General features: G+C 42.2%; 24 protein-coding genes. 3 read left to right on the forward strand and 21 right to left on the reverse strand.

The features are described from left to right. Nucleotides 1-531: 531 nt before the first annotated feature. The 11 genes from lysS to pth all read right to left on the reverse strand — a co-directional run bounded on the left by lysS (nucleotide 532) and on the right by pth (nucleotide 14,643). Nucleotides 532-2,028 (reverse strand): lysine--tRNA ligase, encoded by a 1,497-nt coding sequence (gene lysS / locus LPAF129_RS09910; protein WP_244056763.1) that lies wholly within the window; start codon nucleotides 2,026-2,028, stop codon nucleotides 532-534. A gap of 103 nt (nucleotides 2,029-2,131) precedes the next feature. Continuing rightward, nucleotides 2,132-3,016, reverse strand: coding sequence for an Hsp33 family molecular chaperone HslO (gene hslO, locus LPAF129_RS09915; protein WP_244056764.1), 885 nt, complete (start codon nucleotides 3,014-3,016; stop codon nucleotides 2,132-2,134). Between the two features lie 200 nt (nucleotides 3,017-3,216). Beyond that, nucleotides 3,217-5,301: an ATP-dependent zinc metalloprotease FtsH gene (ftsH, locus tag LPAF129_RS09920; RefSeq protein ID WP_244056766.1), complete on the reverse strand. Its 2,085-nt coding sequence runs from the start codon at nucleotides 5,299-5,301 to the stop codon at nucleotides 3,217-3,219. 94 nt (nucleotides 5,302-5,395) lie between these two features. Next, nucleotides 5,396-5,935 carry a hypoxanthine phosphoribosyltransferase gene (gene hpt, locus LPAF129_RS09925; protein WP_244056768.1) on the reverse strand — a complete coding sequence of 180 codons (540 nt, stop codon included), beginning with the start codon at nucleotides 5,933-5,935 and terminating at the stop codon, nucleotides 5,396-5,398. A 17-nt stretch (nucleotides 5,936-5,952) separates the two neighbouring features. Beyond that, nucleotides 5,953-7,302 carry a tRNA lysidine(34) synthetase TilS gene (gene tilS / locus LPAF129_RS09930; RefSeq protein ID WP_244056771.1) on the reverse strand — a complete coding sequence of 450 codons (1,350 nt, stop codon included), beginning with the start codon at nucleotides 7,300-7,302 and terminating at the stop codon, nucleotides 5,953-5,955. A gap of 104 nt (nucleotides 7,303-7,406) precedes the next feature. Further along, nucleotides 7,407-7,934, reverse strand: coding sequence for a S1 domain-containing RNA-binding protein (locus LPAF129_RS09935; protein ID WP_244056773.1), 528 nt, complete (start codon nucleotides 7,932-7,934; stop codon nucleotides 7,407-7,409). 152 nt (nucleotides 7,935-8,086) lie between these two features. Next, a complete protein-coding gene (locus tag LPAF129_RS09940; protein WP_244056776.1) occupies nucleotides 8,087-8,491 on the reverse strand; it encodes an FtsB family cell division protein in 405 nt (134 codons plus the stop codon). Between the two features lie 176 nt (nucleotides 8,492-8,667). Then, the gene (locus LPAF129_RS09945; RefSeq protein ID WP_244056778.1) at nucleotides 8,668-8,937 is read right to left on the reverse strand and encodes an RNA-binding S4 domain-containing protein; all 270 of its coding nucleotides are present in this window, start codon (nucleotides 8,935-8,937) and stop codon (nucleotides 8,668-8,670) included. A gap of 29 nt (nucleotides 8,938-8,966) precedes the next feature. Beyond that, the gene (locus tag LPAF129_RS09950; protein ID WP_244056781.1) at nucleotides 8,967-10,541 is read right to left on the reverse strand and encodes a putative polysaccharide biosynthesis protein; all 1,575 of its coding nucleotides are present in this window, start codon (nucleotides 10,539-10,541) and stop codon (nucleotides 8,967-8,969) included. Then, nucleotides 10,541-14,071 (reverse strand): transcription-repair coupling factor, encoded by a 3,531-nt coding sequence (mfd, locus tag LPAF129_RS09955; RefSeq protein WP_244056784.1) that lies wholly within the window; start codon nucleotides 14,069-14,071, stop codon nucleotides 10,541-10,543. The genes LPAF129_RS09950 and mfd overlap by 1 nt, the downstream gene beginning before the upstream one ends. Nucleotides 14,072-14,085: 14 nt before the next feature. Next, a complete protein-coding gene (gene pth / locus LPAF129_RS09960; RefSeq protein ID WP_244056787.1) occupies nucleotides 14,086-14,643 on the reverse strand; it encodes an aminoacyl-tRNA hydrolase in 558 nt (185 codons plus the stop codon). Between the two features lie 275 nt (nucleotides 14,644-14,918). On the opposite strand from pth, the gene LPAF129_RS09965 reads away from it, so the two are divergent. Beyond that, nucleotides 14,919-15,893 carry an L-lactate dehydrogenase gene (locus LPAF129_RS09965; protein WP_244056789.1) on the forward strand — a complete coding sequence of 325 codons (975 nt, stop codon included), beginning with the start codon at nucleotides 14,919-14,921 and terminating at the stop codon, nucleotides 15,891-15,893. Between the two features lie 262 nt (nucleotides 15,894-16,155). Next, on the forward strand, nucleotides 16,156-16,791 hold the full coding sequence (cbpA, locus tag LPAF129_RS09970) for a cyclic di-AMP binding protein CbpA (RefSeq protein WP_244056792.1): 636 nt from the start codon (nucleotides 16,156-16,158) through the stop codon (nucleotides 16,789-16,791). A gap of 62 nt (nucleotides 16,792-16,853) precedes the next feature. Here cbpA and LPAF129_RS09975 read toward each other — a convergent pair whose 3' ends face one another. From LPAF129_RS09975 to LPAF129_RS10010, 8 genes are all read right to left on the reverse strand, one after another. Continuing rightward, on the reverse strand, nucleotides 16,854-17,075 hold the full coding sequence (locus tag LPAF129_RS09975; protein WP_244056794.1) for a hypothetical protein: 222 nt from the start codon (nucleotides 17,073-17,075) through the stop codon (nucleotides 16,854-16,856). 80 nt (nucleotides 17,076-17,155) lie between these two features. Then, on the reverse strand, nucleotides 17,156-17,533 hold the full coding sequence (locus LPAF129_RS09980) for a type II toxin-antitoxin system PemK/MazF family toxin (protein ID WP_244056796.1): 378 nt from the start codon (nucleotides 17,531-17,533) through the stop codon (nucleotides 17,156-17,158). Between the two features lie 33 nt (nucleotides 17,534-17,566). Continuing rightward, nucleotides 17,567-17,818: a hypothetical protein gene (locus tag LPAF129_RS09985; protein ID WP_244056798.1), complete on the reverse strand. Its 252-nt coding sequence runs from the start codon at nucleotides 17,816-17,818 to the stop codon at nucleotides 17,567-17,569. Between the two features lie 72 nt (nucleotides 17,819-17,890). Then, nucleotides 17,891-19,021 carry an alanine racemase gene (gene alr / locus LPAF129_RS09990; protein WP_244056799.1) on the reverse strand — a complete coding sequence of 377 codons (1,131 nt, stop codon included), beginning with the start codon at nucleotides 19,019-19,021 and terminating at the stop codon, nucleotides 17,891-17,893. A gap of 18 nt (nucleotides 19,022-19,039) precedes the next feature. Then, nucleotides 19,040-19,399, reverse strand: coding sequence for a holo-ACP synthase (acpS, locus tag LPAF129_RS09995; RefSeq protein ID WP_244056801.1), 360 nt, complete (start codon nucleotides 19,397-19,399; stop codon nucleotides 19,040-19,042). A 155-nt stretch (nucleotides 19,400-19,554) separates the two neighbouring features. Then, complete coding sequence (gene cshA, locus LPAF129_RS10000; RefSeq protein ID WP_244056804.1) at nucleotides 19,555-21,087, reverse strand: degradosome RNA helicase CshA; 1,533 nt, start codon at nucleotides 21,085-21,087, stop codon at nucleotides 19,555-19,557. Between the two features lie 164 nt (nucleotides 21,088-21,251). Further along, entirely contained in the window at nucleotides 21,252-22,625 is a 1,374-nt protein-coding gene (locus LPAF129_RS10005) for a UDP-N-acetylmuramoyl-tripeptide--D-alanyl-D-alanine ligase (RefSeq protein ID WP_244056805.1), read from the reverse strand. Between the two features lie 361 nt (nucleotides 22,626-22,986). Next, nucleotides 22,987-23,421, reverse strand: coding sequence for a GNAT family N-acetyltransferase (locus LPAF129_RS10010; RefSeq protein WP_244056807.1), 435 nt, complete (start codon nucleotides 23,419-23,421; stop codon nucleotides 22,987-22,989). A 201-nt stretch (nucleotides 23,422-23,622) separates the two neighbouring features. Between LPAF129_RS10010 and LPAF129_RS11230 the strand changes: the two genes are divergently transcribed. Next, nucleotides 23,623-23,757: a hypothetical protein gene (locus LPAF129_RS11230; RefSeq protein ID WP_265747586.1), complete on the forward strand. Its 135-nt coding sequence runs from the start codon at nucleotides 23,623-23,625 to the stop codon at nucleotides 23,755-23,757. A gap of 85 nt (nucleotides 23,758-23,842) precedes the next feature. Here the strand turns inward: LPAF129_RS11230 and LPAF129_RS10015 are convergent, their stop codons facing one another. Both LPAF129_RS10015 and LPAF129_RS10020 read right to left on the reverse strand, forming a co-directional pair. Next, nucleotides 23,843-24,661, reverse strand: a complete 819-nt coding sequence (locus LPAF129_RS10015; protein WP_244056808.1) for a TIGR02452 family protein — start codon at nucleotides 24,659-24,661, stop codon at nucleotides 23,843-23,845. Next, nucleotides 24,646-25,176, reverse strand: coding sequence for a dihydrofolate reductase family protein (locus LPAF129_RS10020; protein ID WP_244056810.1), 531 nt, complete (start codon nucleotides 25,174-25,176; stop codon nucleotides 24,646-24,648). The genes LPAF129_RS10015 and LPAF129_RS10020 overlap by 16 nt, the downstream gene beginning before the upstream one ends. Nucleotides 25,177-25,442 lie beyond the last annotated feature (266 nt).

Raw genomic sequence — 25,442 nt, forward strand, 5'->3', positions numbered from 1 at the left:
TAAATTTTACTAGCGAAATTGACTTCGCAAATGTTTTTTTGCACTGATCATAAGATCAGTGACCTCACACATTTGATTTGTCGAAACTTTGTTCAGTTTTCAAAGATCTACTTAATTACTACTTATCGTTGTCGAAGTGACAACTTTATTAGTATATCATGCTGATTTAGAATGTCAAGATAAATTTTAAAAATTAAATTTAAAATTCAACCTGGCTGCATGAGTTAATTTAAAGAAGTTAACCTTGCCTCAATCAGCATATATAAATATACAGTTAATTTAAGCCCGCGTCAACCCATTTTTTCTGCATCATTTTTAGTAAAAGAAACAATCCCAACTATATTTTATAGAACTATCTAAAAGTTCGTAATTCAACAAACTATAGTTAATTTCATCCAAAAATTAAGCTCTCAGAAAGGTAATTGCCAAACCTTTTTATTTTATTTTTTTATAAAAAAAAGATCTCTTCAAGAAGTCGCCTTCTCAAACAGATCTTTCATTTGGACTTTAAGCTCATATCAACTAGCTTAATTATTTATTTTCTTCTGGTCTTAAAGTTGGGAATAATAAAACATCACGAATTGATGCTGCGTCAGTTAGTAACATCACTAACCGATCAATTCCGATTCCTAAACCACCTGTAGGCGGCATCCCATATTCCATTGCTTCCAAGTAATCTTCATCGATACCTTCAGCTTCTTCATTACCAGCAGTCCGTTCTGCAGCCTGTGCTTCAAAACGTGCGCGCTGATCGATTGGATCGTTCAATTCAGTAAAGGCATTAGCATATTCGTTGCCTAAAATGAATAGTTCAAACCGGTCAGTAAAGCGAGGATCGTCAGCATTCTTCTTAGCCAATGGTGAAATTTCAACTGGATGACCATACACAAATGTTGGGTCAACGATCTTATCTTCACAGAAGTCTTCAAAGAATTGGTTGATGATATGGCCAGTTTGCCAGTATTCTTCATAATGAACACCTTTTTCATCAGCTAGCTTCCGTGCATCTTCCAAGCTCATTTCTTGCCAGAAATCAATGCCGGTCACTTCTTTGATCATATCGACCATATGAACTCGACGGAATGGCTTGTTAAAGTCAACTTCATTGCCCTGGTAGGTAATTGTATTATCGTCAGAAACAACCTTGCAGGCCGCCTTAAAAATACCTTCAGTTTCATCCATTACATCTTTAAAATCAAAGTATGCTGCATATGATTCAAGCATCGTAAATTCAGGGTTATGCTTAGTATCGATACCTTCATTTCTGAAGACGCGGCCAATTTCATAGACGCGTTCCATTCCACCAACGATTAAACGTTTCAAGTGCAATTCCAACGCGATCCGCAAGTAGAGTTGGATATCCAAGGCATTGTGGTGAGTCTTAAATGGACGAGCAGAAGCACCACCAGCTTGATTATGCAAAACTGGAGTTTCAACTTCTAAGAAACCTTCGCCATCTAAGTATCTTCTTACAGCGGCAACGATTTGGCTCCGGTGAACAAACCGTTCATAACTTTCACGGTTAGTAATCAAATCCAAATAACGTTGACGGTAAATTTGTTCAACGTTTTGTAGACCATGATATTTATCAGGTAGTGGACGTAAAGCCTTTGACAAGAAAGTCAGTTTAGTCACACGCAGCGTTAATTCGCCCATGTCTGTTTTGATCACTTCACCAGTGACCCCTAAGAAATCACCAAGGTCGGAACGCTTGAAGATATGATAGTTATCCTCACCCAAGATATCTTTCCGGACATATAACTGCATTCTGCCAGTCCGGTCTTGCAGGTCAGCAAAACCGACCTTACCTTTACCACGTTTAGCGACCATCCGACCAGCAATTGTGGCCATGATGCCCTTGTCATTTAATTCTTCTTTTGTAAATTCTTCGTACTTTTGATGTAAGTCTTCATTATATGAATCACGATCAAAGCGGTGCCCAAATGGAGCAATCCCCTCTTCACGAAGTTCATCGACTTTTTGCCGACGAACCTTTAATTGATCATTCATTGACTGTTGATTAGCCATTGATTATCCTCTCTTTCTACTTTTGCGTCTAAAATTAGTATAGCACACCCCTATTTTAAAGATAAACAGGTAATCTGCTAACAGAGCGCTTTCTTCGGATTATTTAAGCCTGGGCCGTAGCCTTGATTTCTTTTAAATCATCTTCTGTAAACTGATATTTCTTGTTGCAGAAGTGGCAAACCGCTTCTGCCCCATGGTCTTGTTCGATCATTTCGTCCAACTGGTGCGCTGGAATTGAAGCCAGTGCCGTTGCAAAGCGTTCCTTACTGCAGTCGCATTCAAACTTAACTGGTAATGTATCCAAAACCTGCACATTTTCCTTGCCCAAGATTTCAAATAACATCTCTTCCGGCGTCATACCATCCTGCATCATCTGTGATACCATCGGAATCTCCGTTAATCTTTGTTCTAAATGATCTAAGACCTCGTCAGTGGCACCTGGCATGACCTGGATCATAAAGCCGCCGGCACTGCCGATCGTATTATCATCTTTAACAAAAACTGATAAACCAACTGCTGATGGGATCTGTTCTGACTTCGCCAAATAATAAGTAAAGTCTTCGCCAAGTTCGCCAGAAACCAAAGGAACCTGTCCTGTAAATGGTTCTTTTAGTCCCATGTCTTTCGTGACAGCTAAAAAGCCTTCGGTTCCGACCGCGCCCTTCACATCAATTTTATTTTTTTCATTCAATGCCAAATGCACGTGTGGATGTTGCAAATAACCTTTCACGGTCCCCTTTGCATTCCCACTGATCACAATTCCGCCAACTGGTCCGTTTCCTTGGATCTTAACAGTCATTTCATCATCACCTGATAATGAAGCTGACGCCAACAAAACAGTGCCCACAATACTCCGGCCCAAGGCAGCCGAGGCCGCACTCCAGGTATCATGTGCTCGTTGGGCATAGGCTACTGTATCAGTTGCATCGATTGCATAGGCCCGCAATTGTCCATCATAAGCTAAACTTTTAACTAAATAATCAGCCATGAAAATTCTCCTTTATTTCCCTTTTTCACATCGAAATGTACTTTAACTACTTATTTAACCAACTGAGCCGTCACATTTCGTTTTTACGTTCGAACTAAAAAATACACTAACAAATTGTAGCACACTTAAATTTACAGTCAAAAAAATAGTGAACAGTTTTTACCAAGTCTGTAAAAACGTCCACTATTTTCTGAGTTTAATTAACGGTCATTTTCATCTTGTGAATCTTCGTGAGGATAGAAAGTTTCCGTTTCGTCTTCAGCTGGTGTCTGTCCTTCATCAGCTTGATGTTGGGCATGCTTTTCTGCTTCCTTACGTTCCAAGGCTTGCTTGGATTCTTCAAAGGTAGCAGCTTTTTCGCTTGGATACTCATCTTTTTGAGTAGATGGCATCTTACCAGTATTAAACAAACTCAAAATTTGTTTTTCATCCAATGTTTCATATTGTAACAATGCTTCAGCAATGATCTTATGCTGTTCACGATGAGCTTCGATAATTTCTTTAGCCCGTTTCATTTGGGCATTCGAGATCCGAATAACTTCGTCATCGATCACGTTAGCAGTTTGACCAGAATAATTTGGCTGACCAGCATACTGACCAGGCATCATACCGCTTTGGCCTTCATATTGCACAGGTCCAAGTTTTTCGCTCATCCCGTACTGAGAAACCATCGCACGTGCCAATTGAGTAGCTTGCTGGAAGTCATTAGAAGCACCAGAAGACTGAACATGGAAAATAATTTCTTCGGCTGCACGACCACCCATTAAACCTGCAATTTGATCTTCAGCATCTTTCTTGGAAAGTAAGCCTTGATCTTCTTTAGGTAACATGATGGCATAACCGCCGGCGCGTCCCCGTGGTACGATCGTAACTTTATGCACGACTCTGGCATCATTTAAGACCAACCCAATGATCGTATGACCAGCTTCGTGGTAAGCAACTGTTTCGCGCTCTTTTTTGTTAACGACCCGGTCACGTTTAGCAGGTCCTGCAATCACACGGTCTTCAGCTTCATCCAAGTCAGAAGCGTCAATTTCTTTCTTATTGCGACGAGCAGCTAATAAAGCAGCTTCGTTTAATAAGTTTTCCAAATCGGCCCCCACAAAACCTGGAGTTTGCTTAGCAATCATTTGCAAGTCAACGTCACTAGCCAATGGTTTGTTCTTCGCATGAACCTTCAAAATAGCTTCACGGCCCTTAACGTCTGGACGACCAACTAAGATCTTCCGGTCAAAACGACCTGGACGAAGCAAAGCTGGATCCAACACGTCAGAACGGTTTGTCGCTGCCATCACGATGACACCTTCATCACCTTGGAAACCATCCATTTCAACTAACAACTGGTTTAAGGTTTGTTCACGTTCATCATGACCGCCGCCCATGCCGCTGCCACGTTGGCGACCGACCGCATCAATTTCATCAATAAAGATAATCGATGGGGCGTTCTTTTTAGCATTTTCGAACAAGTCACGGACACGACTAGCACCAACACCGACGAACATTTCCACGAAATCTGAACCAGAGATCGAGAAGAATGGAACGCCAGCTTCACCAGCAACAGCTTTGGCTAGTAAAGTTTTACCAGTACCAGGAGGTCCTTCTAGTAAAACACCGGAAGGAATCCGCGCTCCCAATGAAAGGAATTTCCGTGGATCACGTAAGAATTCAACAACTTCGACCAATTCTTGTTTTTCTTCTTCTTCACCAGCAACGTCTGAGAAACGAACTTTATTGTTCTTTTTCTCAACCGGTTTAGCTTTAGATTTACCAAAGTTCATCACCTTACCGTTACCGCCACCCTGACCGGCTTGACCGATCATCATGTAAAAGAAGAAAATCATGAAGACTACTGGCAAGAGATACACTAGTAGTTGCATCCAGATACTGCTGGATTCTTCTTCTTTGGCACCATTCTTGACTTTGTTCTTCTGGGCGTACTGTTGAATTTGATTGACCGAGGAATCATTGGTCAAAACATTAGTCGAAAATGACTTAACTTCAGAAGATTGAACGCCACCAAAACTATTTAAACCATTGGTCTTATCTTTAGCCTGATGCGGCTTTTTATAAGTCCCACTGATCTTATAGGTGCTGCCGGATGGCTGCATCGTAAAGTCTTTGACATTATCCTTCTTCAGTTGACTGATGAATTGACTTGACTGAATCTGTTCTGTACTAGTATTCGTTTTGCTGCCGAAAAAGTAGTACATCACACCCATTATCCCAAGGAAAATCACAATATAAAACAGACTATTTTTTAGTAGTCCATTTTTGTTGTTTTTCATATTTTTCCTCCTTAAATCTTTTCAACTCGTCAAAAGACGGTCACTGTGCATATAATACCACATTTGACCTTTTTTGACTAATAATGTAGTTCAATTAATTAGAATAAACTTCTGGCTTTAACACACCAACATATGGCAAGTTACGATAATGGCCCATATAATCCAAGCCGTAGCCAACCACAAATTCATTTGGCACATCAAAACCGATGTAATCTGGTTGAACCCCTTCAACGCGACGTTCCTTTTTATCGAGTAAGGTACAGATTTTAACTGATTGTGCGTGGCGGTGGTCAAACAAGTCAACCAAGGTTTGTAAAGTGCGGCCGGTATCGATAATATCTTCAACGATCAAAACATTGCGGTTTTCGACCGACACATCTAGGTCTTTGATAATTTTAACGGCACCAGACGAAACTTGGGCATCCCCATAACTAGAAACAGACATAAAATCTATTTCACAGTATGTATTGATTTCCCGAACAATATCAGACATAAATAAGCTAGCACCCTTCAAAATACAAACCACTAGTGGATCCTTGTCCGCATAATCTGTCGTAATCTTTTCGCCAAGTTTTTGCGCAACCTGGTGGATCTCTTCCCTACTATATAGTACTTTTTCTATATCATCATTCATAAAGCGGTCTCTTCCCCTCAGTCTAATTTTCTATAAACTACTATGTAATGAATTTTATCATGTACGCTAGGCCGTGACAAATCAGATTTCTTATGGCCTACCACCCAAATCACTTCATTACTTTTTTGGCAAACTACCCAGACTCGGTCTCGTTGACTGTTGGGTACCTTTTGATCGATCAAAATCTTTTTGACCTTTTGCGAACCACTCGCAGTCAACAGTTTATCTCCGGGTTGGCGGTGGCGCACCCCGAGTTTTTGCTGTGAGGCGCCCACCTTTAACACATCATCACTTGCTTGCAACTGGACTTGGTCGGGCTCAAACAAGCCAATTTTTTCGGTTGAACTTAAGGTGACCCACTTTCCCATTGACAACACAAAAGTTTCGTCAGTGACCGAAGTTAGCGAACACTTTTCCGTCAGGTAAAAAACAGAGTAGCTTTTAATCAAAGCCACTGACCCTGACAAGTCTAAACTAGCTTGGGGCCGGTGGGCGTTTTCCAACAACTTGATCAGCTCCGTCAACTGTTGCTCATTGACCGCCCCGGTTTTTTGACTGCATAATTGCCGCAGCATCGCTCGTTTTTGGACTCTGGTTTTACTTAACCACACTGCTAGGTCATAACCTTGCTCAGTCGCAGCTTCCGCCAAGAGTTGCTCCACACTTTGCTTGGCTAAAAGCAACAGGTCCGTTAGCTGTTGTTGGTAAGCAGCAACGTGGGCTAAAAATTGCGGTTCTTCTTGCTTGAGCAGCGGAACGACCTGATGTCTGATCCGATTGCGCAAAAAGTCATCGCTTTGATTCGACTCATCTTCAAAATACTGCAAGCCAATCTTTTTAGCATAATCATATAACTGTTCTTTTGAAAAGCCTAATAACGGCCGCAACAATAACTTCGAGCCCTGAAATGGCCGTTGCCACGCGATCCCTTGTAATTGACGTAAATCTCCGCCACGGATCAACTTCATCAGCACTGTTTCTGCCTGATCGTCACCGTGATGAGCAGTTAGTAAGAGCTTGATTTTCCTGTCAGCCATAACATCTGCAAAAAAACGATAACGCACATTACGTCCGGCTTCTTCAACTCCAGCTCGTGGATGCTGAGACTTAGGCCAAACCAGCGAATGAAATTTTAGTCCATGCTCGTCACAATATTGACGGACATATTCTAGCTCCTGCTGACCTTCTGGGCGTAAACAATGATTCACGAGCGCCACTTCAATTACTGGGCACAGCGTTTGCGGCAGTCTTTGCAACAACTCTAACAAAACCATCGAGTCGACTCCACCCGAAACTGCCACCAAGACTGGTTGTTTTCCCAAATCTAACTGTCGCCAGACCTGGCTAAATTTCGCAGTTAACTCCATTGACTCTCACTCCATCGTTTCTAAATCCCATTAATAAAAAGTAGGAGATACAAACGGCTGCCACCGTTGCTGTACCTCCTTCAAAATTACTCTGCAAAAACAGCTTAGCTGCGACGACCGCCGCGTCCGCCCCGTTTTCCTTCAGTATTTCGTTTTAATGAGGTTAACCGTTCGTCACTTTGTTTCATAAACCCAGCTAACAAGGAATCAAAGTCATCCGAGTGCGCTTCGTTTTTGTGCGAATTGTAACCTCTTTTTTTGTTATTATTGTTATGATTAGAACGCTCGTGGAAATTTTTGCCACCGTTATTCGGACCATGGCCCCCATGTGGCTTGGCGTCACGATTTTGCTGTGGACGCTGATGCGAACTTGGCTTGCGTTCATGATTTTGGTGTGACTCTGAAGCCTTTCGAATTGAAAGAGCAATCTTACCGTCGTCTGAAATTGACAAGACTTTGACTGTCACTTCATCTCCAACTGACAAAACATCATGAATATCTTTAACAAAACCGTCAGAAATTTCACTGATGTGCACTAAGCCAGTCTTATGGTCACCTAAATCAATAAAAGCACCAAAATTTGTAATTCCTGAAACTTTACCGCTTACTTTTGAACCCACTTCAATTGACATATAAAATTTTTGTTCCTCCTAAGATAATGTCTACCACAAGTATACCACGAGATTTAAGTGATTTGTAAAGAAATTAAAACAAGCGGTCAGAATAAAAAAATTCTTCCCGCTTGTTTTAGTCAAAATCACTCGATAAAACTAGCCATTCTCACTTAATTTTCTTTAGCTGCTTCTTGCAGTCGTTCCTCTGGCAAGTTATAGATCGTTTCGTTTTTCTTAGAATAATAGTAACGTTCCCGAATATACTTTTGCAAATAGTCTGGATCATTTAGTTGCTTGACCTGTAATTGTAACGATTTTTGTTGGGAACTCTGCCGGGCCAGCTCCTGTTTAGCTGTTTTAGCCTGGGTCGTGATATTGCGGGCGCGAAACTGATTCTTCACGATTTGAATCGAGCACCCCACCGTTACAACTAGCGCTAAGATCAGTAAGATCCGGACGCGTAATCGATGCTTGTTTTCTACCGTTTGTTCATGTTTTTGATAGTCAGTCGCAGAAGTTTGCTGGCGATAATATTCATTATTTAAAACTGTAACTTTGGTCTTTTTTCGTGCCATGACCAGCACCCTCCTTACTCAAACTAGGTTGCCTCTGTGATATTAGTCTAATTATAACAAGAACCAGCCTAAATATCTATGAATCAACACTAAAAAGCCCCACTGATCTATAACTTGCCTGAAAAAAACTGCAGCCCCTAATTTTTCAATTAGTGAACTGCAGTCTCAAGCAATCATTACATGCGGTAATCTTCTTTGTAATCCTCAGCGACGATCTCATACAGATCTTCTGCTTCATCTTTTTTAGTCGTATCCTTCAAATCACGAACACGGACCGTTAAAGTCTTATTTCCAAAGTTGATCACTAACGTATCGCCAATCGCCACGTCAGTCGATGACTTCGCTACTTTACCATTGACTGTGATCCGTTTTTTATCAGCAATTTGTTTCGCAACTGGCCGGCGCTTAATGATCCGTGCCACTTTTAAAAACTTATCTAATCTCATTTTTTCACCTCATTGGTCTTAATTCTAACTTATTTTTGTTTCAACAACCGTACCAGACGTTTACCGCCGGGGAGAGTTGCCCATTCATCTACTGCTAATAATTGGAATTTAATGGCGCTGATTCCAAACAACACTACACCTGCCACACTGCCCAAAAGAGTTAGGCACAAGGCACTTAGCCGCTGCAGGCCAAAGATCAATTGAAACCCGCCGCTTAACAGTGCCACACCAACAACCATCACCAAGAGACATCCTGCTAATTTGCCTAAATAACCGCTCAACTGCTGGGGTGTCTGGCGCACACTATCGGGCAGCAGCTGTACTAACACAATTAAGGCACCTACTAAGGCCAGGTCTGTGCATATTGCTGAACCCATAATGCCCCAGCGGCTTATTAAATAACTATTACAACTCGCCTTGATCACGATTGCTGCTAACACCGCTAATAAGGTGGCCCCAAAGTTGTCCGTACTTTGCAACACTGAATTGTACAAACTGATCACTGAGATCAAAGGAACACTCAAAACATAAACACTGATCGTTGCACTCAACTGAGCATCACCAAAAAGCAGTGTGTTTAAGGCTGGCATCAAAACGATCATCCCTGCAGTAGCGGCACTTCCTAAGGCCAAGCCCACGTGGAACATCATTAAAGAGATCTTGCGATATTCTTGCTTTTTACCCTGTCTCAGCGCGATCGTTAAGGCCGGTAACAAGGTCGAAGCAAAACTAATGGCAACAGTCATCCCTAACTGGACCAGTGGTTGTCCCCGATCATAGATCCCTTTGATAAATTTGGCTCGTTCACTTCCTAAACCAAAATTTTGTAAAGCATTCATGACCGTAAATGAATCAACCAGCTGCAATAAAACCATGAGTGCTGAAAATAAACAAATGATCATCCCATCTTTAATTAGCAGTTTAGCGACTGGTCCCAGTCCTTGCCAGAGGTTCTTCAACGGGTGGTGCAAAACAAGGTGCCGCCAAAAACCAGCAAAAATTCCGCCGGCTACCACAGCTCCAGCCACCGAACCTAACATTGCCCAGGAACCAGTCCGATAAACTGACCACTCATGGCGACTAGCTATGACTGCCACTGAAATGATCAAGGTCACCCGAACCAGCTGTTCACTAACTTGTGAGATCGCAGTCGGAAACATATTAAAGGTCCCCTGATAGTAACCTCGTGCAACTGCCAAAAACGGCATTAACAAAAACATCCAAGACACACTGCTGATCAGCGGCTGTAATAAGCGGTCACCCATCGCCTGAGCAATCAAGCCGGACCCAACTTGCAGCCCCGCAAAAATAACTACCGCCAATCCAAGCAAAACCACAAAAATTTGCCCGAGCAACTGGTTTTGACGCTCTTCATCCTCTGCTTGGGCAACCAGCTTCGAAATAAACACTGGCAGCCCATTTAAGGCAAAAGTCATCCCAATGCCATAAATGGGATAAATTTGCTGGTAGACATAAAAACCAGTATTACCAACGATATTTTGAAATGGGATCCGGTAGAGAGCACTTAAAGCTTTAGCTACCAATGCTGCAATGGTTAAAACCAACGCTCCATTCATCGTTTTTCTCATCTGTTCATTTTTCACTACTGACCAACTACTTTCGTCACAGGAGTTGCAACTTCAGCTGCCAAACTGTGAGTTAATTGTTGCAACTGCACTAAAACATCGGTCTGTTGCATTTTTGGCTGGATCACCAGTGCAATTTCCATCTGTTTTGGTCCTGGTTGCAATGAAGCATTAAACTTAGTTTGTGCGACCGCCTTTAAAAGTTGCTTAGCCGTAAAGGTCTTCGTAGCACTTGGACTTAACTTCACGCTGATTTTACGATCATTTTGTTTGATCGACGCAACCATCGCCTGGTCAGCATACATTTTTAACAAACCAATATCTAACAACGCTGCCACTTCTGCTGGATAATCGCCAAAGCGGTCCAACAAGTCATCTTGAACCTCCACGTATTCATCATGCGATGTAAATTGTCGCACACGCTTATAAATTTCAATTTTTTGGCGTGGATCTTCAATATAAGTTCCAGGCAAGTATGCTTCCACATCCAAGTTAATTTCCGTATCGGTTTTTTCTTGGACCTTTTGGCCGCGTTTTTTAGCAACTGCTTCATTTAACATTTGAGTATACAGGTCATATCCCACCGAATCAATAAAGCCATGCTGCTGTTTGCCCAAAAAATTTCCTGCTCCACGAATTGAAAGGTCACGCATCGCGATTTTAAAGCCGGAACCTAATTCAGTAAAGTCCTTAATGGCTTCCAAACGTTTTTCACTAACTTCATTTAAAACTTTGTCGGCTTGATACATAAAGTAAGAATAAGCGACCCGACTTGACCGGCCGACCCGACCACGTAATTGATATAACTGTGCCAAGCCCATCCGGTCCGCGTCTTCAACGAACAAGGTATTGGCGTTTGGAATATCAACCCCGGTTTCAATAATGGTAGTTGTCACCAAGACATCATATTCACCATTAATGAAGTCATATAAGATCCGTTCCATCTGCGCCTCACTCATTTGCCCATGGATGTAGGCGATCCTAGCATCTGGGACTAAAGCTTGGAGTTCAGCGGCTTTCTTTTCAATGTCATGCACGCGGTTATGCAAATAAAAGACCTGTCCGCCGCGTGCCATTTCCCGGCGAATGGCGTCAACGATCACACCGTAATTTTGTTCGATCACATAGGTCTGAATTGGGTAACGGTTCATCGGTGCCGTTTCGATCACTGACAAATCTCGCACCCCTAGCATCGACATGTTCAAAGTCCGCGGGATCGGAGTCGCCGTCAGCGTCAAAACATCGACGTTGGCTTTGATTTGTTTGAGCTTTTCTTTATGTTTGACACCAAATCTTTGTTCCTCATCGACGATCAGCAAGCCGAGGTCGGCAAACTGCACATCTTTAGATAACAAACGGTGAGTTCCGACTAAAATGTCGCACATTCCGGCCTTAACATCCTTAATGGTCGCAGTCGATTGCTTTTTAGTCACAAAACGTGATAACAAGCCGATTTCGACCGGAAAACCACTAAATCTTTCTGTCATCGTCTCATAATGCTGTTGGGCTAAGACAGTCGTCGGTGCCAAAATAGCAACTTGCTTTCCATCCTGAATTGCTTTAAAAGCTGCACGCATGGCCACTTCAGTCTTCCCAAAACCAACATCGCCAATCAAAAGACGATCCATTGGTTTAGGCTTCTCCATATCAGCTTTAATTTCTTTTGCGCTCCGCAATTGATCAGGCGTTTCAGTATACGGAAAGGCATCTTCAAATTCTTTTTGATAACTATCATCAGCGGAAAAGGCATAACCTTTTTCAGCCTCGCGTTTGGCATATAATTCAACCAAGTCATCCGCGATGTCTTCAATTTTCCCAGCAACTTTTTTCTTAGTCTTAGCCCATTCACTTCCGCCTAATTTATTGATGCGCGGTGTTTTGGCCTCGGAAGAAACGTATTTTTGCACCCGGTCTAGCTGGGTCACTGGAATAAAAAGCTGGGCATCGTCTTGGTAATCGATGGTCAAATAATCCTGATGCTTACCAGAAACTTCAATAGTTTGCATCCCCATAAAACGCCCGATCCCGTGATTGACGTGAACCACATAGTCGCCTTTTTTCAAATCCGTATAACTTTTCAGTCGTTCGGTATTTTTCATGGTTTGGCGCTTGGGCTGCTTTCTAGTAGCCTTCGCAAACAGCTCATGTTCGGTTAACACCACTAATCCTGCCGGCGGTAATTCAAACCCGCTTTGTAAAGCACCCGCTACGACTTGGACTGTTTTGGTTTGTAAGCTATCCGCCTTAGTAATAATGCTGGGGATCCCAAAATCATCTAAAGTTTGCGACACCTTGGCGATCCGTTCGTTGTCAGGCACAAAGATCACCGTGGTTTGGCCCTGTTTGCGCCAACGTTCTGACTCAGTTTTTAAAAGCGGCATCTGACCAAAAAATTGCTGCACTGTCCGCGCTTTGATATCCACCAATTGGTCAAAGCGCAAGTTTCCCATCCCTTTTTGGAAAAGCGACAAAAAGATTTGCACGTGCTGGTCATTTTTTTGCCGCTGGCGAACTTCTACCCCAAGTTGCGTTTCCGGCAAGACACTCTGTTGTTTCAATTTATCCGTGATCCATTCAGCGTTTTGTTGCTGCAACTCATTTTCCTGCTCCAACAACCGGCTATAATCATCAAAGACCACCAGCCCATCTTTACCAAGGTAATCTAAAATTCCTGTTTGTTGTGGGAAGATCTGACTCGCAAACACGTGGTAGGCATCACTTAACTGGCCCTTTCTTAAGTCTGCCAGGACCGTTTCAAAATTTCCCGTAAGGCGTTGTTTGTCATCTGGCGTGGTCAACTGCTTTAACCGCTTTTGATACCCTTTTTCAACTAAGTCGGCTGCTTGAGTCAACTCAGCCGGAAAAGCGATAAAATCAGTGGCAGGTAAAATCACTGCTTCTTCGGTATTTTCAATGCTTCGTTGGTCTGTCGCATCAAAAAAACGTAAAGAATCAATTTCAGTATCAAATAAATCGCAGCGTAAAGGATATTGTGCGTTCAAACTATAAATATCCAAAATTGACCCGCGTAAGGCAAAATCTCCTGGTCGTTCCACCATTTTAGTCCGCTGATAGCCCATCGCTGCTAACAAATTAATCGTGGCACTTAAATCAAGCTCACTACCCACCGTTAATTTCAGCTGGCTTTTTTGCCAGTCATCCACTGGCGGCAACAGTCGACTTAATCCCGCAGTTGAAGTCACCACAACAACTGGCTGTTGTGCTAATAAAGCATTTAAAGCCTGGACCCGCTGACTTTTAAATTCTGGTGAACTCGTAGCGATCTCTTCTGCCAGCATTTCATCAACTGGAAATAAGAAAACCTGCTCTTCATCTAAGAGGTTCGTTAAATCATCTGTTAACTGCTGGGCATGAAAAAGGTCATCCGTAACGACGACTTGAGACTGTTGCTTACTTAAGAAAAGTTCCGCTAACATGACTGTTTTGGCAGAACCGCTCAAACCGGTCAATAAGTGATGCCCACTTGTCAGGTTTTCTTGCCACGTTCGATATTCAGGGATCTTAGAAAAGAGATCCGTAATCCTCATTGCTTCATTGCCTCCTAATTATAGCGATTCATCGTATTCATAAATGTGTTCCCGGCTAACCAATACTCTAGTGCATCACAGGCATGGTCAAAAGCCGTTTGCATCACTGGACGCTCATCTCCGGAAAAGCGGGACAAGACCCAGTTCACGACCGTCATCTGTTGGGGGTGGTCGATACCGACCTTAATGCGTTTAAAATCTTGTCCGTGCACGTGGGCGATAATACTTTTGATGCCATTATGTCCACCAGCCGAACCTTTTTGCCGCAATCTGATCCGTCCCATTTCCATATCCATATCATCATGAACGATAATAATATCTTCCAACGCAATATTAAAATAATTCATTAAAGGCCCCACTGCACGACCGGAATCATTCATAAAAGTCGTTGGCTTAACCAATAAAACTTTTTCGCCGTTCACGAAAGTCGTCGCGATCAATGCTTCAAATTTTTCTTGATCAAATTTGACCGAATATCTGTTGGCCAATTCCTCAACCACTGAAAACCCAACATTATGGCGGGTGTTTTCATATTTTTTACCAATGTTACCTAATCCAACAATCATTTTCATTTTCTTACATCCTTTATTTTCATTGAGTTACTTTGTGTACAATATAACGAGCTGATAAAACCGTTTACACTAGATTTGACCGACAAAAATCGGCCCGAGCCGCAAAAATTGACTCTGGCTGCTGAAGCCTTGCTATGAGTCATATTATAGCATAATAATCCCATCTCCCTGAAAAAAATGCGACTTTTTTTGAAATTAATTAACACAGTTTCAGAAAACGTGTTATACTATGAGTGTGTTAAAAATGTCACTTAATTGAGAAAGGACGATCTATTGTGTCTATTACACAAAATCATCAAAAAGTTATTTTAGTTGGCGACGGCGCCGTTGGTTCTAGTTATGCTTATGCTATGGCAATTCAAGGAATTGCTGAAGAAATTGGGATCGTTGACGTTATTAAAGAACGTACAGAAGGCGATGCCCTAGACTTGATCGATGCTACTGGTTACACATATCCAAAGAAGATTTATTCTGCTGAATATGCTGACTGTTCAGATGCTGACCTAGTTGTAATTACAGCTGGTGCTCCACAAAAGCCAGGCGAAACCCGTCTTGACCTTGTCAGCAAGAACCTTAAGATTCTGTCAAGCATTGTTAAGCCAGTTGTTGAATCAGGATTTTCAGGTATTTTCTTAGTAGCTGCTAACCCTGTTGACATCTTGACTTATGCCACATGGAAAATGTCTGGTTTTCCTAAAGAACGCGTCTTAGGTTCAGGGACTTCCTTGGATACAGCACGTTTGCGTGTCGCAATGTCTGATTTAACTGGGATCAAAGATCCTCGTTCCATGCATGCCTACATCATGGGTGAACATGGTGATTCCGAATTCGCTGCATTCTCATCTGCAACGATCGGTGGCGTTCCTTTCTTAGACTGGGCAAATGAACATAACATTTCCCAAGAAGACTTGGACAACATGGAAGACGATGTCCGCAACAAAGCTTACACGATCATCCAAAAGAAAGGTGCAACCTTCTATGGTGTTGCAGCTGCCTTGGCTCGGATCTCACGTGCGATCTTGCGTGACGAAGATACAGTCTTACCTGTTTCAGTTTACATGGATGGCCAATACGGCTTAAATGACATCTACATTGGTACTCCAGCAGTTATCAATGCTAGCGGTGTCAACCAAATCGTGGAAGTTCCTTTGAGCAAGAAAGAACAAGACCACATGACTTCATCAGCAACAACCTTAAAACAAGTTTTAACTGATGGTTTAGCTAACTTAGCTAAGAGTCAAGAAAAATAAGTTTTTAAATCAAGTAAAAATATCGATAATCAATTCCTGAAAAACAATGACCTAGAGACCATGGGCCATTGTTTTTTTTGTGAATTTGGTCAAAACCAGCCTTCCAAAAATTCTTAAGCTCAAATTAGTTCCGCATTAACAAATCTTAATCACCAGCTAAATTAGTTATGAATTAAACTGGGGTCTTTTCTAGTGTTTTTAACCTATAATGTGTTATCATTATCTTGTAATAATACTTCTTTTATAAAAGCGAGGAATTCATATGTTATTAAAAACTTTAATCAAACCCAAAAATGAACTGACCACTGTTCAAGAAGATTTTACTTTGGAACAAGCCTTGGCAGTTTTAGAAGATTCTGGTTACCGTTGTGTACCGATCCTGGACAAAACTGGTAAAATTTTCCGCGGAAACATCTACAAGATGCACATCTATCGGCACAAATCTCGTGGCGGCGATATGTCCTTGCCTGTCACTCATTTACTAAAAAATGCTTCGAAGTTTATTTCTTTGGATTCAGCCTTTTTTAATATTTTCTTTACGATCCGTGATTTGCCTTACATTACCGTCTTAGATGAAAAAAATAACTTCTATGGCATTTTAACACATAATCGTTTACTTGAAATGCTATCACAGTCTTGGAACGTCAACATCGGCAGTTACGTTTTAACCGTTGTTTCCGGTGACGAACGTGGGGACCTCGCTGATATGGCCAAAATCATTACTAAATATACTTCTATTTCTGGCTGTATCACCTTAGATGTCCAGGCTGGCGAATTAGTGCACCGCACAATGTTTACCTTACCAGCAGATGTTTCGCATGACAAACTCGAAAAAATTGTGGCCAATCTTGAGCGTAAAAACTTTAAGGTACCAGAAATTGAAGACCTTCAAGCTTAATTTTCTTTAATTTAAAAAGTCACGACAGTTAACTTTGACTGCCGTGACTTTTTTGCATCCAGTTATTGTTCACTTTGACGAACTTCGATCACTAAGTCAACGAAATCTCGTTTAGGGTGAAATTCATCATGAACAATGTATGTCAGCTTCATGACTTCCCACAAGCTTTGACTATCACCAACCATCAGATGCTCGCCTGGATGCGGCACAAATGGCAACTCAGCCATCACTTTACCCGAACCTTTTTTAATTGGGACATTAGCGTTAATTTGGGCACGAAACATTCCTGTCTACCCCCTTAAAATAGTTTCAAAAGCACACCGCAATTTTTATTTTTGGTGCAACTGTCACATCGAGCAGCCGTCTAATGACGCTTTTTCTTATGTACAGTGGATAACCCAACACTCACTGTTAAAGCCCGGTCAACGAGCTCCATATTTTGTGGATCAAGCCGCATAATCTTTTCACGTAAACGTTGCTTATCGATCGTTCTGATCTGTTCTAACAAAACGACGGAATCTCGCTCTAGACCGCCCTTAGACTTTCTCAACCCGACATGGGTCGGCATTTTAGGCTTCGCAATTTTCGAAGTGATCGCGGCGATGATCACCGTTGGACTAAACTTATTGCCAACGTTATTTTGAATGATCAAAACTGGTCGCATCCCGCCTTGTTCGGAACCGACTACTGGTGATAGATCTGCATAGTAGATATCACCGCGTTTAATTTCTTTTTCTGACATTCAGACTCCCCCTTTCCTGAAACATTTATTTGCTTAAAAAAGTGCTAAGTCATTTTCACAGGATAAAAAATCACGACAAATCTCTGAATTTAAATCTGCCATTTCACAGTAACCCATGATCAAGCTGGTGATTTCTGATTTTTTTTCGAGAACATCAGCTAAAATCGTCTCATCTGCTAGAACAGTCTGAGGAGTTAACGAAAAATATTCACAACAAAAGCGAAAGCTTTCCTGTTGTAAGAATTTCTGCGCATCTTGTTGTTGATCGATCTTCATTTTTTTCACCACGATTTTTCATATTAGTGTATAAATTTTACCACTTGTTTGCAAAAATTAAAATAAACTTGATTCATTTAGTTACTGTTCATCATTCCAAACATAAACTCGCTGAATTCGTTCACTTAAAGTACTGATTATTTCATAGTGAATTGTCTGCGCATAATCGGCAACAGCTTGCGCAGTGATTTCTTCACCGCCATTTTTACCGATCAAAGTCACCTTGGTACCGACTGGAAAACTATGGGGTAACCGGATCATGATCTGGTCCATGCAGACCCGCCCAACGATCTCACAAAACTGTCCGGCAACTAAGAGCTTGAACCCCTGCATACGTCGCGACCACCCGTCAGCATAGCCAATTGGCAGGGTCCCGATCCATTCGTCTGCTGGAGCTTGGTAAGTTTGACCGTAACCGATTGAAGTCCCGGCAGAAACTTGTTTGACGGCCGCTAGCTGACTGACTAATTCTAACGCCGGTCGTAGCTGACCCGGAGCACTAACTTCAGTCCCGGACGGATTCAAGCCATACATCCCGATCCCATAGCGGACTACATTGCCGCTAAACTTCGCGTGCCACATTGCTGTCGCAGTATTCGCAAAACTGACGTAACGAGGCCGTTGTTTAACGACTGCCAGTAATTCATCTAGCTTAGCGATTTGCTGGTCAAAATAGGCCGTGTCGTTCGTATCAGCGCTAGCAAAATGGGTAAACAACCCTTCAAAGATAAATTGACTTTCAGTTCCTTGTAAAGTCCGTACGGCTAACTGCAATTCAGCAGGAGACCGGAAACCGATCCGCCCCATCCCAGTATCCAGAGCCAAATGAACTTTAAGCTTGAGCCCTGCTTGTTTTAAACTGGGGGCTGCGTCCTGTAAAAACTTAACGTCGCCGACTGCCACAGACAGGTCATTTTGTGCCATAAAAACGGCTTCTAACGGACTGTTGACCCCTAAAATTAAAATGGGTTCTGTGAGGCCGGCTGCCCGTAAAGCAACACCTTCATCGATCAATGCCACACAAAAACCAGTCGCTCCAGCCTGTTTAGCCGCTTGAGCAACTTGGACTAGGCCATGCCCGTAAGCGTTTGCCTTTACAACCGCAAATAATTCCTGCCCGTCTTGCAGCCGGGACTTTTCTTCAACAACATTATGATAAACAGCACCTAGATCAACGACTGCTTTTGTTTCCCGGTGTCGACCAACAACCATGACTTTCACCCAACTTTCTTATTTTTCCAAGAGTACCTCTGTAAATACCAGCTCTGCCGTATGAGAAATCGAAATAAACGCCTGTGCTTCATCTTTTAACGGATGTTTAACAACTTGTGGTTGGCCCAAGTCATCATTTAAAATTTCAATTTCTTGAAACGAAAGCTGTGTCCCAATTCCAGTTCCATATGCTTTGCTATAGGATTCCTTAGCAGAAAATCTACCGCCCAAATACTCAACTTGGCGTTTAGCTGTCAGTGTCTCATAAACAGCTAATTCAGCAGCTGTGAGGACCCGGCTGGCAAAGTTAGCACTTCTGCTTTGGGCACGTTGAATACGTGCTAAATCCGTCACGTCGACCCCATTACCAATAATCACAGCTGAACCTCCTCGAAAAGATAGATTTACTCTATTTTATCAAAGATTTGCAAACTTGTTTAGTAGCAATCGATCATCTGGCTGGTTTTATGTGCAATTTAGCCACAAAAAAAGCCGTGAGCACAGGGTTCACAACTTTTTTGGTTATTTTTCAATTATTTTTTTCTGATCGTATATTTGCGTTTAGCAGATTGGTCCCGGTCAAATTTCTTCCGGTTCCGGTCTTTATGGTTAGAATGTGAGCTGCCATTACCGTTACCATTGCCGCCATTCCGGTTGTAACGTGAATGACCGCCGTTAAACTTGCCATTGCCGCCTCGACGATTCCGGTGATAACCACCACCCTGTGAACGACGTCCCTTCTTATGAGGTAATGGACGTTCTGGTGTGATCTTAACTGGAACTTTTTGACTGTCATCTTTAGTCAAATCGTTCAACAAAGCAGCAGCGATCTGCTTAGCGTCATATTTTTCTAATAACTGTTCAGCTTGAGCTTCATACTTAGCTGAATCAGGATCATCGATCAATTCTTGGACATCATCAAAAGCTGAAGAAACTTGGCCAATGAAGGCTTCTTTTTCAGTTGGTGGTGCCAAAGGAGACATCCGCTTCTTGGTCAAACGTTCAATTACTCGTAAGTAATCCATTTCGTTTGGTGTCACAAATGTCACTGAAGTACCATGATGCCCGGCACGACCAGTCCGGCCGATCCGATGAACATAGCTTTCAGGATCTTGAGGAATATCGTAGTTATAAACATGGGTCACCCCAGAAATGTCCAAACCACGTGCGGCGACGTCAGTCGCAACTAAGATATCCAACTTACCAGCTTTAAACTTGTTCATGATCGACATCCGACGTTGTTGTGTCAAGTCGCCATGGATCCCGGCAGCGTTATAACCGCGGGCTTCTAAGCCTTTAGATAATTCATCGACCCGACGCTTGGTCCGGCCAAAGATGATCGTTAATTCAGGAGCTTGGACATCAATGATCCGAGTCATTGTATCAAACTTTTCAAATTCACGACATTTAACGTAGAATTGATCAACTAAATCAGTAGTTAATTCTTTAGATTTGATCTTGACCACTTGTGGGTCTGTCATGAATTTTTCGCCGATCTTCAAGATCTGCTTTGGAATTGTAGCAGAGAATAATAATGTCTGACGGCTATCCGGAACAGAAGAAATGATTGATTCAATATCTTCTAAGAAGCCCATGTCTAACATTTCGTCAGCTTCATCCAAAACCAAAGTTTGAACATGGCTCAAGTCAACTGTATGACGACGAATATGGTCTAATAAACGACCTGGTGTCCCAACTAAGATCTGAGGGGCATTGCGCAAGTTTTGGATCTGGCGTCTGATATCAGCACCACCATAAACAACTTGAACTTTACCCTTCTTGTCTTTACTCAAACGGAATAATTCTTCTTGAGTCTGAATAGCTAATTCACGCGTTGGTGAAATGATCACTGCCTGAATTTCACGTTTACTTACATCAATTTGTTGAATAATTGGCAAACCAAACGCAGCTGTTTTACCAGTCCCTGTTTGTGCCTGTCCAATTACATCTTTACCTTGTAATACCAGCGGAATTGTTTGTCCCTGGATTGGAGTTGCTTCCTCAAAACCGCTACGTTTGATTGCCTTTAATATTTCAGCATCCAAACCTAATTCATCAAATTTCAAATACTTTTTCCTCCTAGACTGCTTCTTGCAGTTGTCTCTGACTTGTTATTACCAACAAATCAACTTCACAAACACAGCCAGTTGGAATTGTCCTTCTTCTGTCTTGCAAAGTTTTACCTTTAAAGCACGTATCTTTTCAATACTAGCACTTCTTATTTCAAAAATCAATCACTAATTAGGGAATCGAGCACTTTTTCCAAAGCGATCCCATGGCTTCCCTTGATCATCACTAAGTCATCGGCGTTGATCTCTGCTTGTAGATCAGCAGTTAACTGGGCTTTTTCATCCACTGCATAATGGTGGAGCGCCGAGCTTGGAAACTTCGACTCTAAGGCTATCGCTAAACTTGCCATTAGTTCACCGCATAAATAAACACTGCTGATTTTTTCAGGGTCGATTGCTGGGGCAACATCAGCATGAATTTTTCCAGCTTGTTCCCCTAGTTCTAACATATCACCCAAGACCACAATGCGTTTACCCGTTGTCTCTACCCCGCTAAAGGCTTCAAGCACTTTTTTGACGGCAGTTGGGTTGGAATTATAAACATCACTCAGAATTTTTTCACCTTGAGCACCTGTGACCCATTCAGCCCGATTCTTAGTAATGGTCAAGTCCGCTAAAGCTTGTGCCATTCTTGCTGGATCGATCCGAAAGACCTGACCCACGCTTAAAGCCGCTAACGCATTATTCACATTATAAGTTCCAAGCATCGGGATCGTGAAATTGATTTCTGGATAACAGTTGACCTTAAAATCAGTCGTTGCTGCATGACCAACGATTTCAGTCGCTGCTAACTGATTATGCGGTTCATTACCAAAGGTCACTTGCGGTCTGATTCCATCTTTAGCCCGTTGTACCAACAATGGTTCGTCTCCGTTGTAAATAAAATAACCGTCTTCTTTTAGCCCATGGGTAATTTCCATTTTGGCATCGGCGATTTTGTCTCTGGTTCCAAAAAACTCGATATGTGCTTCACCGATCATCGTGATCACCGCCACGTCTGGTTCCACTAATTTGCTTAAGGCATCAAGTTGACCAAAACGATCCATCCCTAATTCAACCACTAAAACTTCAGTATTAGGTTCCATGGTCAAACAAGTCATTGGCACGCCAATTTCATTATTAAAGTTTTCAGGTGTCTTTTTAACGTGGAATTGTGTTGCTAAAATAGCGGCCGTCATATCTTTGGTAGTCGTTTTTCCGTTACTGCCCGTAATAGCAACTACACGTGGATTAATTTTCTGTAAGTAATAACGACCCAATTGCTGGAGAGCCGCTAAGGAATCCTGGACTGGCAAAACTGGCAGGTCCAAGTCCGCTGCTTGATGGTCTGTTTGCCATAAAGTTGCCACTGCCCCATTTTTCTTAGCAGCTGCAATAAATTGATGGCCATCGTTTTCACCGATCAATGGTACAAATAATCCCCCCGCCTGAATTTGGCGTGAGTCAAAACTAACACTTGTCACGGTAATTTCATTCCAGCCAGCTAACGGTTCAATCTCTAATGCTTGTGCAATTTCAGCTAATTGCATTTTCATATTAATTTTCTTCCCTTCGCATCATCGTCACTTTAGTAGTTAACGATCTTTTACCACCGGCAATTGTATCATAATTTAAAACATTTATGAAACCAGGCGGTCGCTGTCGCATACAAAAAGACCTGAGCAAAAGCAAACTTCCACTCAGGTCTTTTTTACGGTGCTTATTTAACATAAACAGAACTAATCCACTCCACAATGTCTTAGTTCAGACACGCTGCATCCGGCAGTAAAAAGTGCCCCGTATCGAACAAACCGCTAGGCGCAAGCACGCAATGATCAAATGATCATCCGGTTATACTCGACTCATCGCATGTAGGTTACTTTACTCCTACTGCTGCACAATTACAAGTCTTTTTTTCTAAAGCAGACTTTTATTCATCTGATGGTGTTTGATTCCTGCATCTAAGAAACCGTCACCATGCACGTGATAGCCTAGTTTTAAATAGAAAGCTTGGGCTTGATCTTGTGCTCCCAAAGTTAAGGTCTGAATTTGTTGTTGTCGGGCACTTTGTTCCATGTACTCCATTAATTGCGAACCAAGCTGCTGGTGACGATATTGCTTTTTCACTGCCACTCGTTGAATGTGCCAGACTCCTGGCCGTTCTTCAAATGCTCGGGCAGTCACCACAGCCGTTTCATCTATGTAGCCTACAAAATAGACTGGTCCCTCTTCATCAACGATCTCTTCGCTGGGGTCAACCTGTTGTTCCTGGACAAAAACTGCCGTCCTAATTTGTAATGCGTCTTGATAAACCTGGCTGCGTACATCAGTCGTTTCTTTAAAAGTTAGCATTAACTCACTTCCTATCCACAAATTTTGAAGTTACTCCCATTATACAGAAACATGCTCCCAAAAGCTGTTTTTCTGACTGCAACTCCATGCCGACTATTGCTCCTAATTTTAGGTACTATTAAAATTTTTTTCTTAAAAAGATTGAACCTGTCGTCAAAAGAACTATAATAGAGGTGTGAGTTTGAAAAGAGGCGAAGAATCGTGTCTAAAAAATTAAGCAAAGAAGAACGCAAAGCTCTGATCCAAAAAGCAACAGAAGAAAGAGCTAAGCATCCACAAGAGTCAACTGGCTCTGGCTTCGCAAAGCTTGATGAAGACGCTAAAAATCTTCAGTAAACGAAGCCTACGATCCAATTCACAACTCCCAAAATATATAACTAAAGGCCGGCTGGTTGCAGCCGACCTTTTCTTGTCTAATTTTTTAATCTTCCTGCTCGAAAACTGTTTTAAAAACTCGTAAGCTGGTCGGGTCTTCAAAAATATCAAAATAAATTTCATCAAAAGCCCCTAAAAACTCACCCCGGTGAAGGATCTTTTGAAAGAGCTCCGCTACCTGCTTGGGGTCATTATGGAAACGACCGCAGCCAAAGGCACCCAGGATCAGATTTTGCACCCGCTCATTTTTAAATGCCCGTAAAGTTCGTAAAATTTTGTCAGACAGGTCGATTGCCACGTGCTGGGCACTAATTGGCAACCCAGCCGTCTCCATCGCCGCCACATTCGGCGCCGCGATCGAGACAATATCAGGATAATGATAGTGATTAGCTAAGCCTTCCTCCCGTTCATCACGCAAAACTTTAACGTGATGTGAATAAATGAGAGAACGACTATAGTAAAAACTATTATCATTACGCCGGTTGTCGGCATAGTAAGACTCTTTAAATTTCAAGAGCTCTGGATATAAAAATGAGTTCCGGCACAGCGTTTGTTCCTGAGCATTGACTCCGTCTTGAAAACGTCCGCCCGGTTCTAAGGGGTCAGCAAAATTCATCACCCCAAATGAACGTTGATCCGAAAAACGTGCGATTCGAGATAAGACATTTTCTGCCCGCACCTTAATGGTGGGCAATTTAGTGCCTAGTGGTCCCGTTTCGTCTTGACGATCAATGATCAGCATTGAATCTTGTTGTAAGCCGTTCATTTCGATCTGATAGAGGTTCATCGCTTTATGGCCTAAAAGCTTGCGTGCCTCGATTTGTTTCGCTTGATTTTGAGTAGTCCCGCTTACTTCTTTAACCATACTGAATATGTTAACCCTCCATATTGTTCAACTTGTTCGACTGTCACGTGCGGTGCTGGCAAATCCGTATCAAATAACGGCTTACCCCCACCGAGCTGGACTGGCACTGTCGTCAGCCGAATTTCATCGACCTCATTTGCACTAGTTAATTGATTGACGACGTTGGGGCCGCCCAAGACCCAAATATTACACTGAAGTTTTTCTTGCACCTTTTTTAAAGCCACCGCTAAATCGCCCTTGACCCGGATCACGTTACCAGCTAGGTGATCTTGTTCGTGCGAAGCAACAATAATTTGCAGCCCCTGCTTCGCCCAGTCTGCGAGTTGTGTTTGATATTGGTCATAAGTTCTTCTCCCGACCAAAACTGCACCACAATCTCCAGGATACAGTAACTGCATCCCTGCTGGTAAAAATTCTTCATAATATTGTTTTAATAAAGACGTACTCCCATTAATTGCACATACATAGCCGTCAACACTTACGACGGTTGCGAGGATGATTTTTTCATTTGTCATTTCACAATGTTCTCCACACTTCAATAATGTTATCTTCCATTAATTCTACACTAGCTGAAAAGAAAAAAATAGTGGCTGGCACAAAATGTCGCCTAAACTCACTAAATTTAACTCTTTCAAGTTGTGTGAATCTTCCCACTTGCTGGCATTTAAGGGTCTAAACTTTTTAGTGTTGATGAGATGATCATCAGCACTATTTTTATACGTAAAAAGGACATCATTTGTCCTCTTGTGCTACGATTAAAGTGTCGAAGTCTAATCAAAGC

The organism is Ligilactobacillus pabuli, assembly GCF_022836475.1.
Classification (GTDB): Bacteria; Bacillota; Bacilli; order Lactobacillales; family Lactobacillaceae; genus Ligilactobacillus; species Ligilactobacillus pabuli.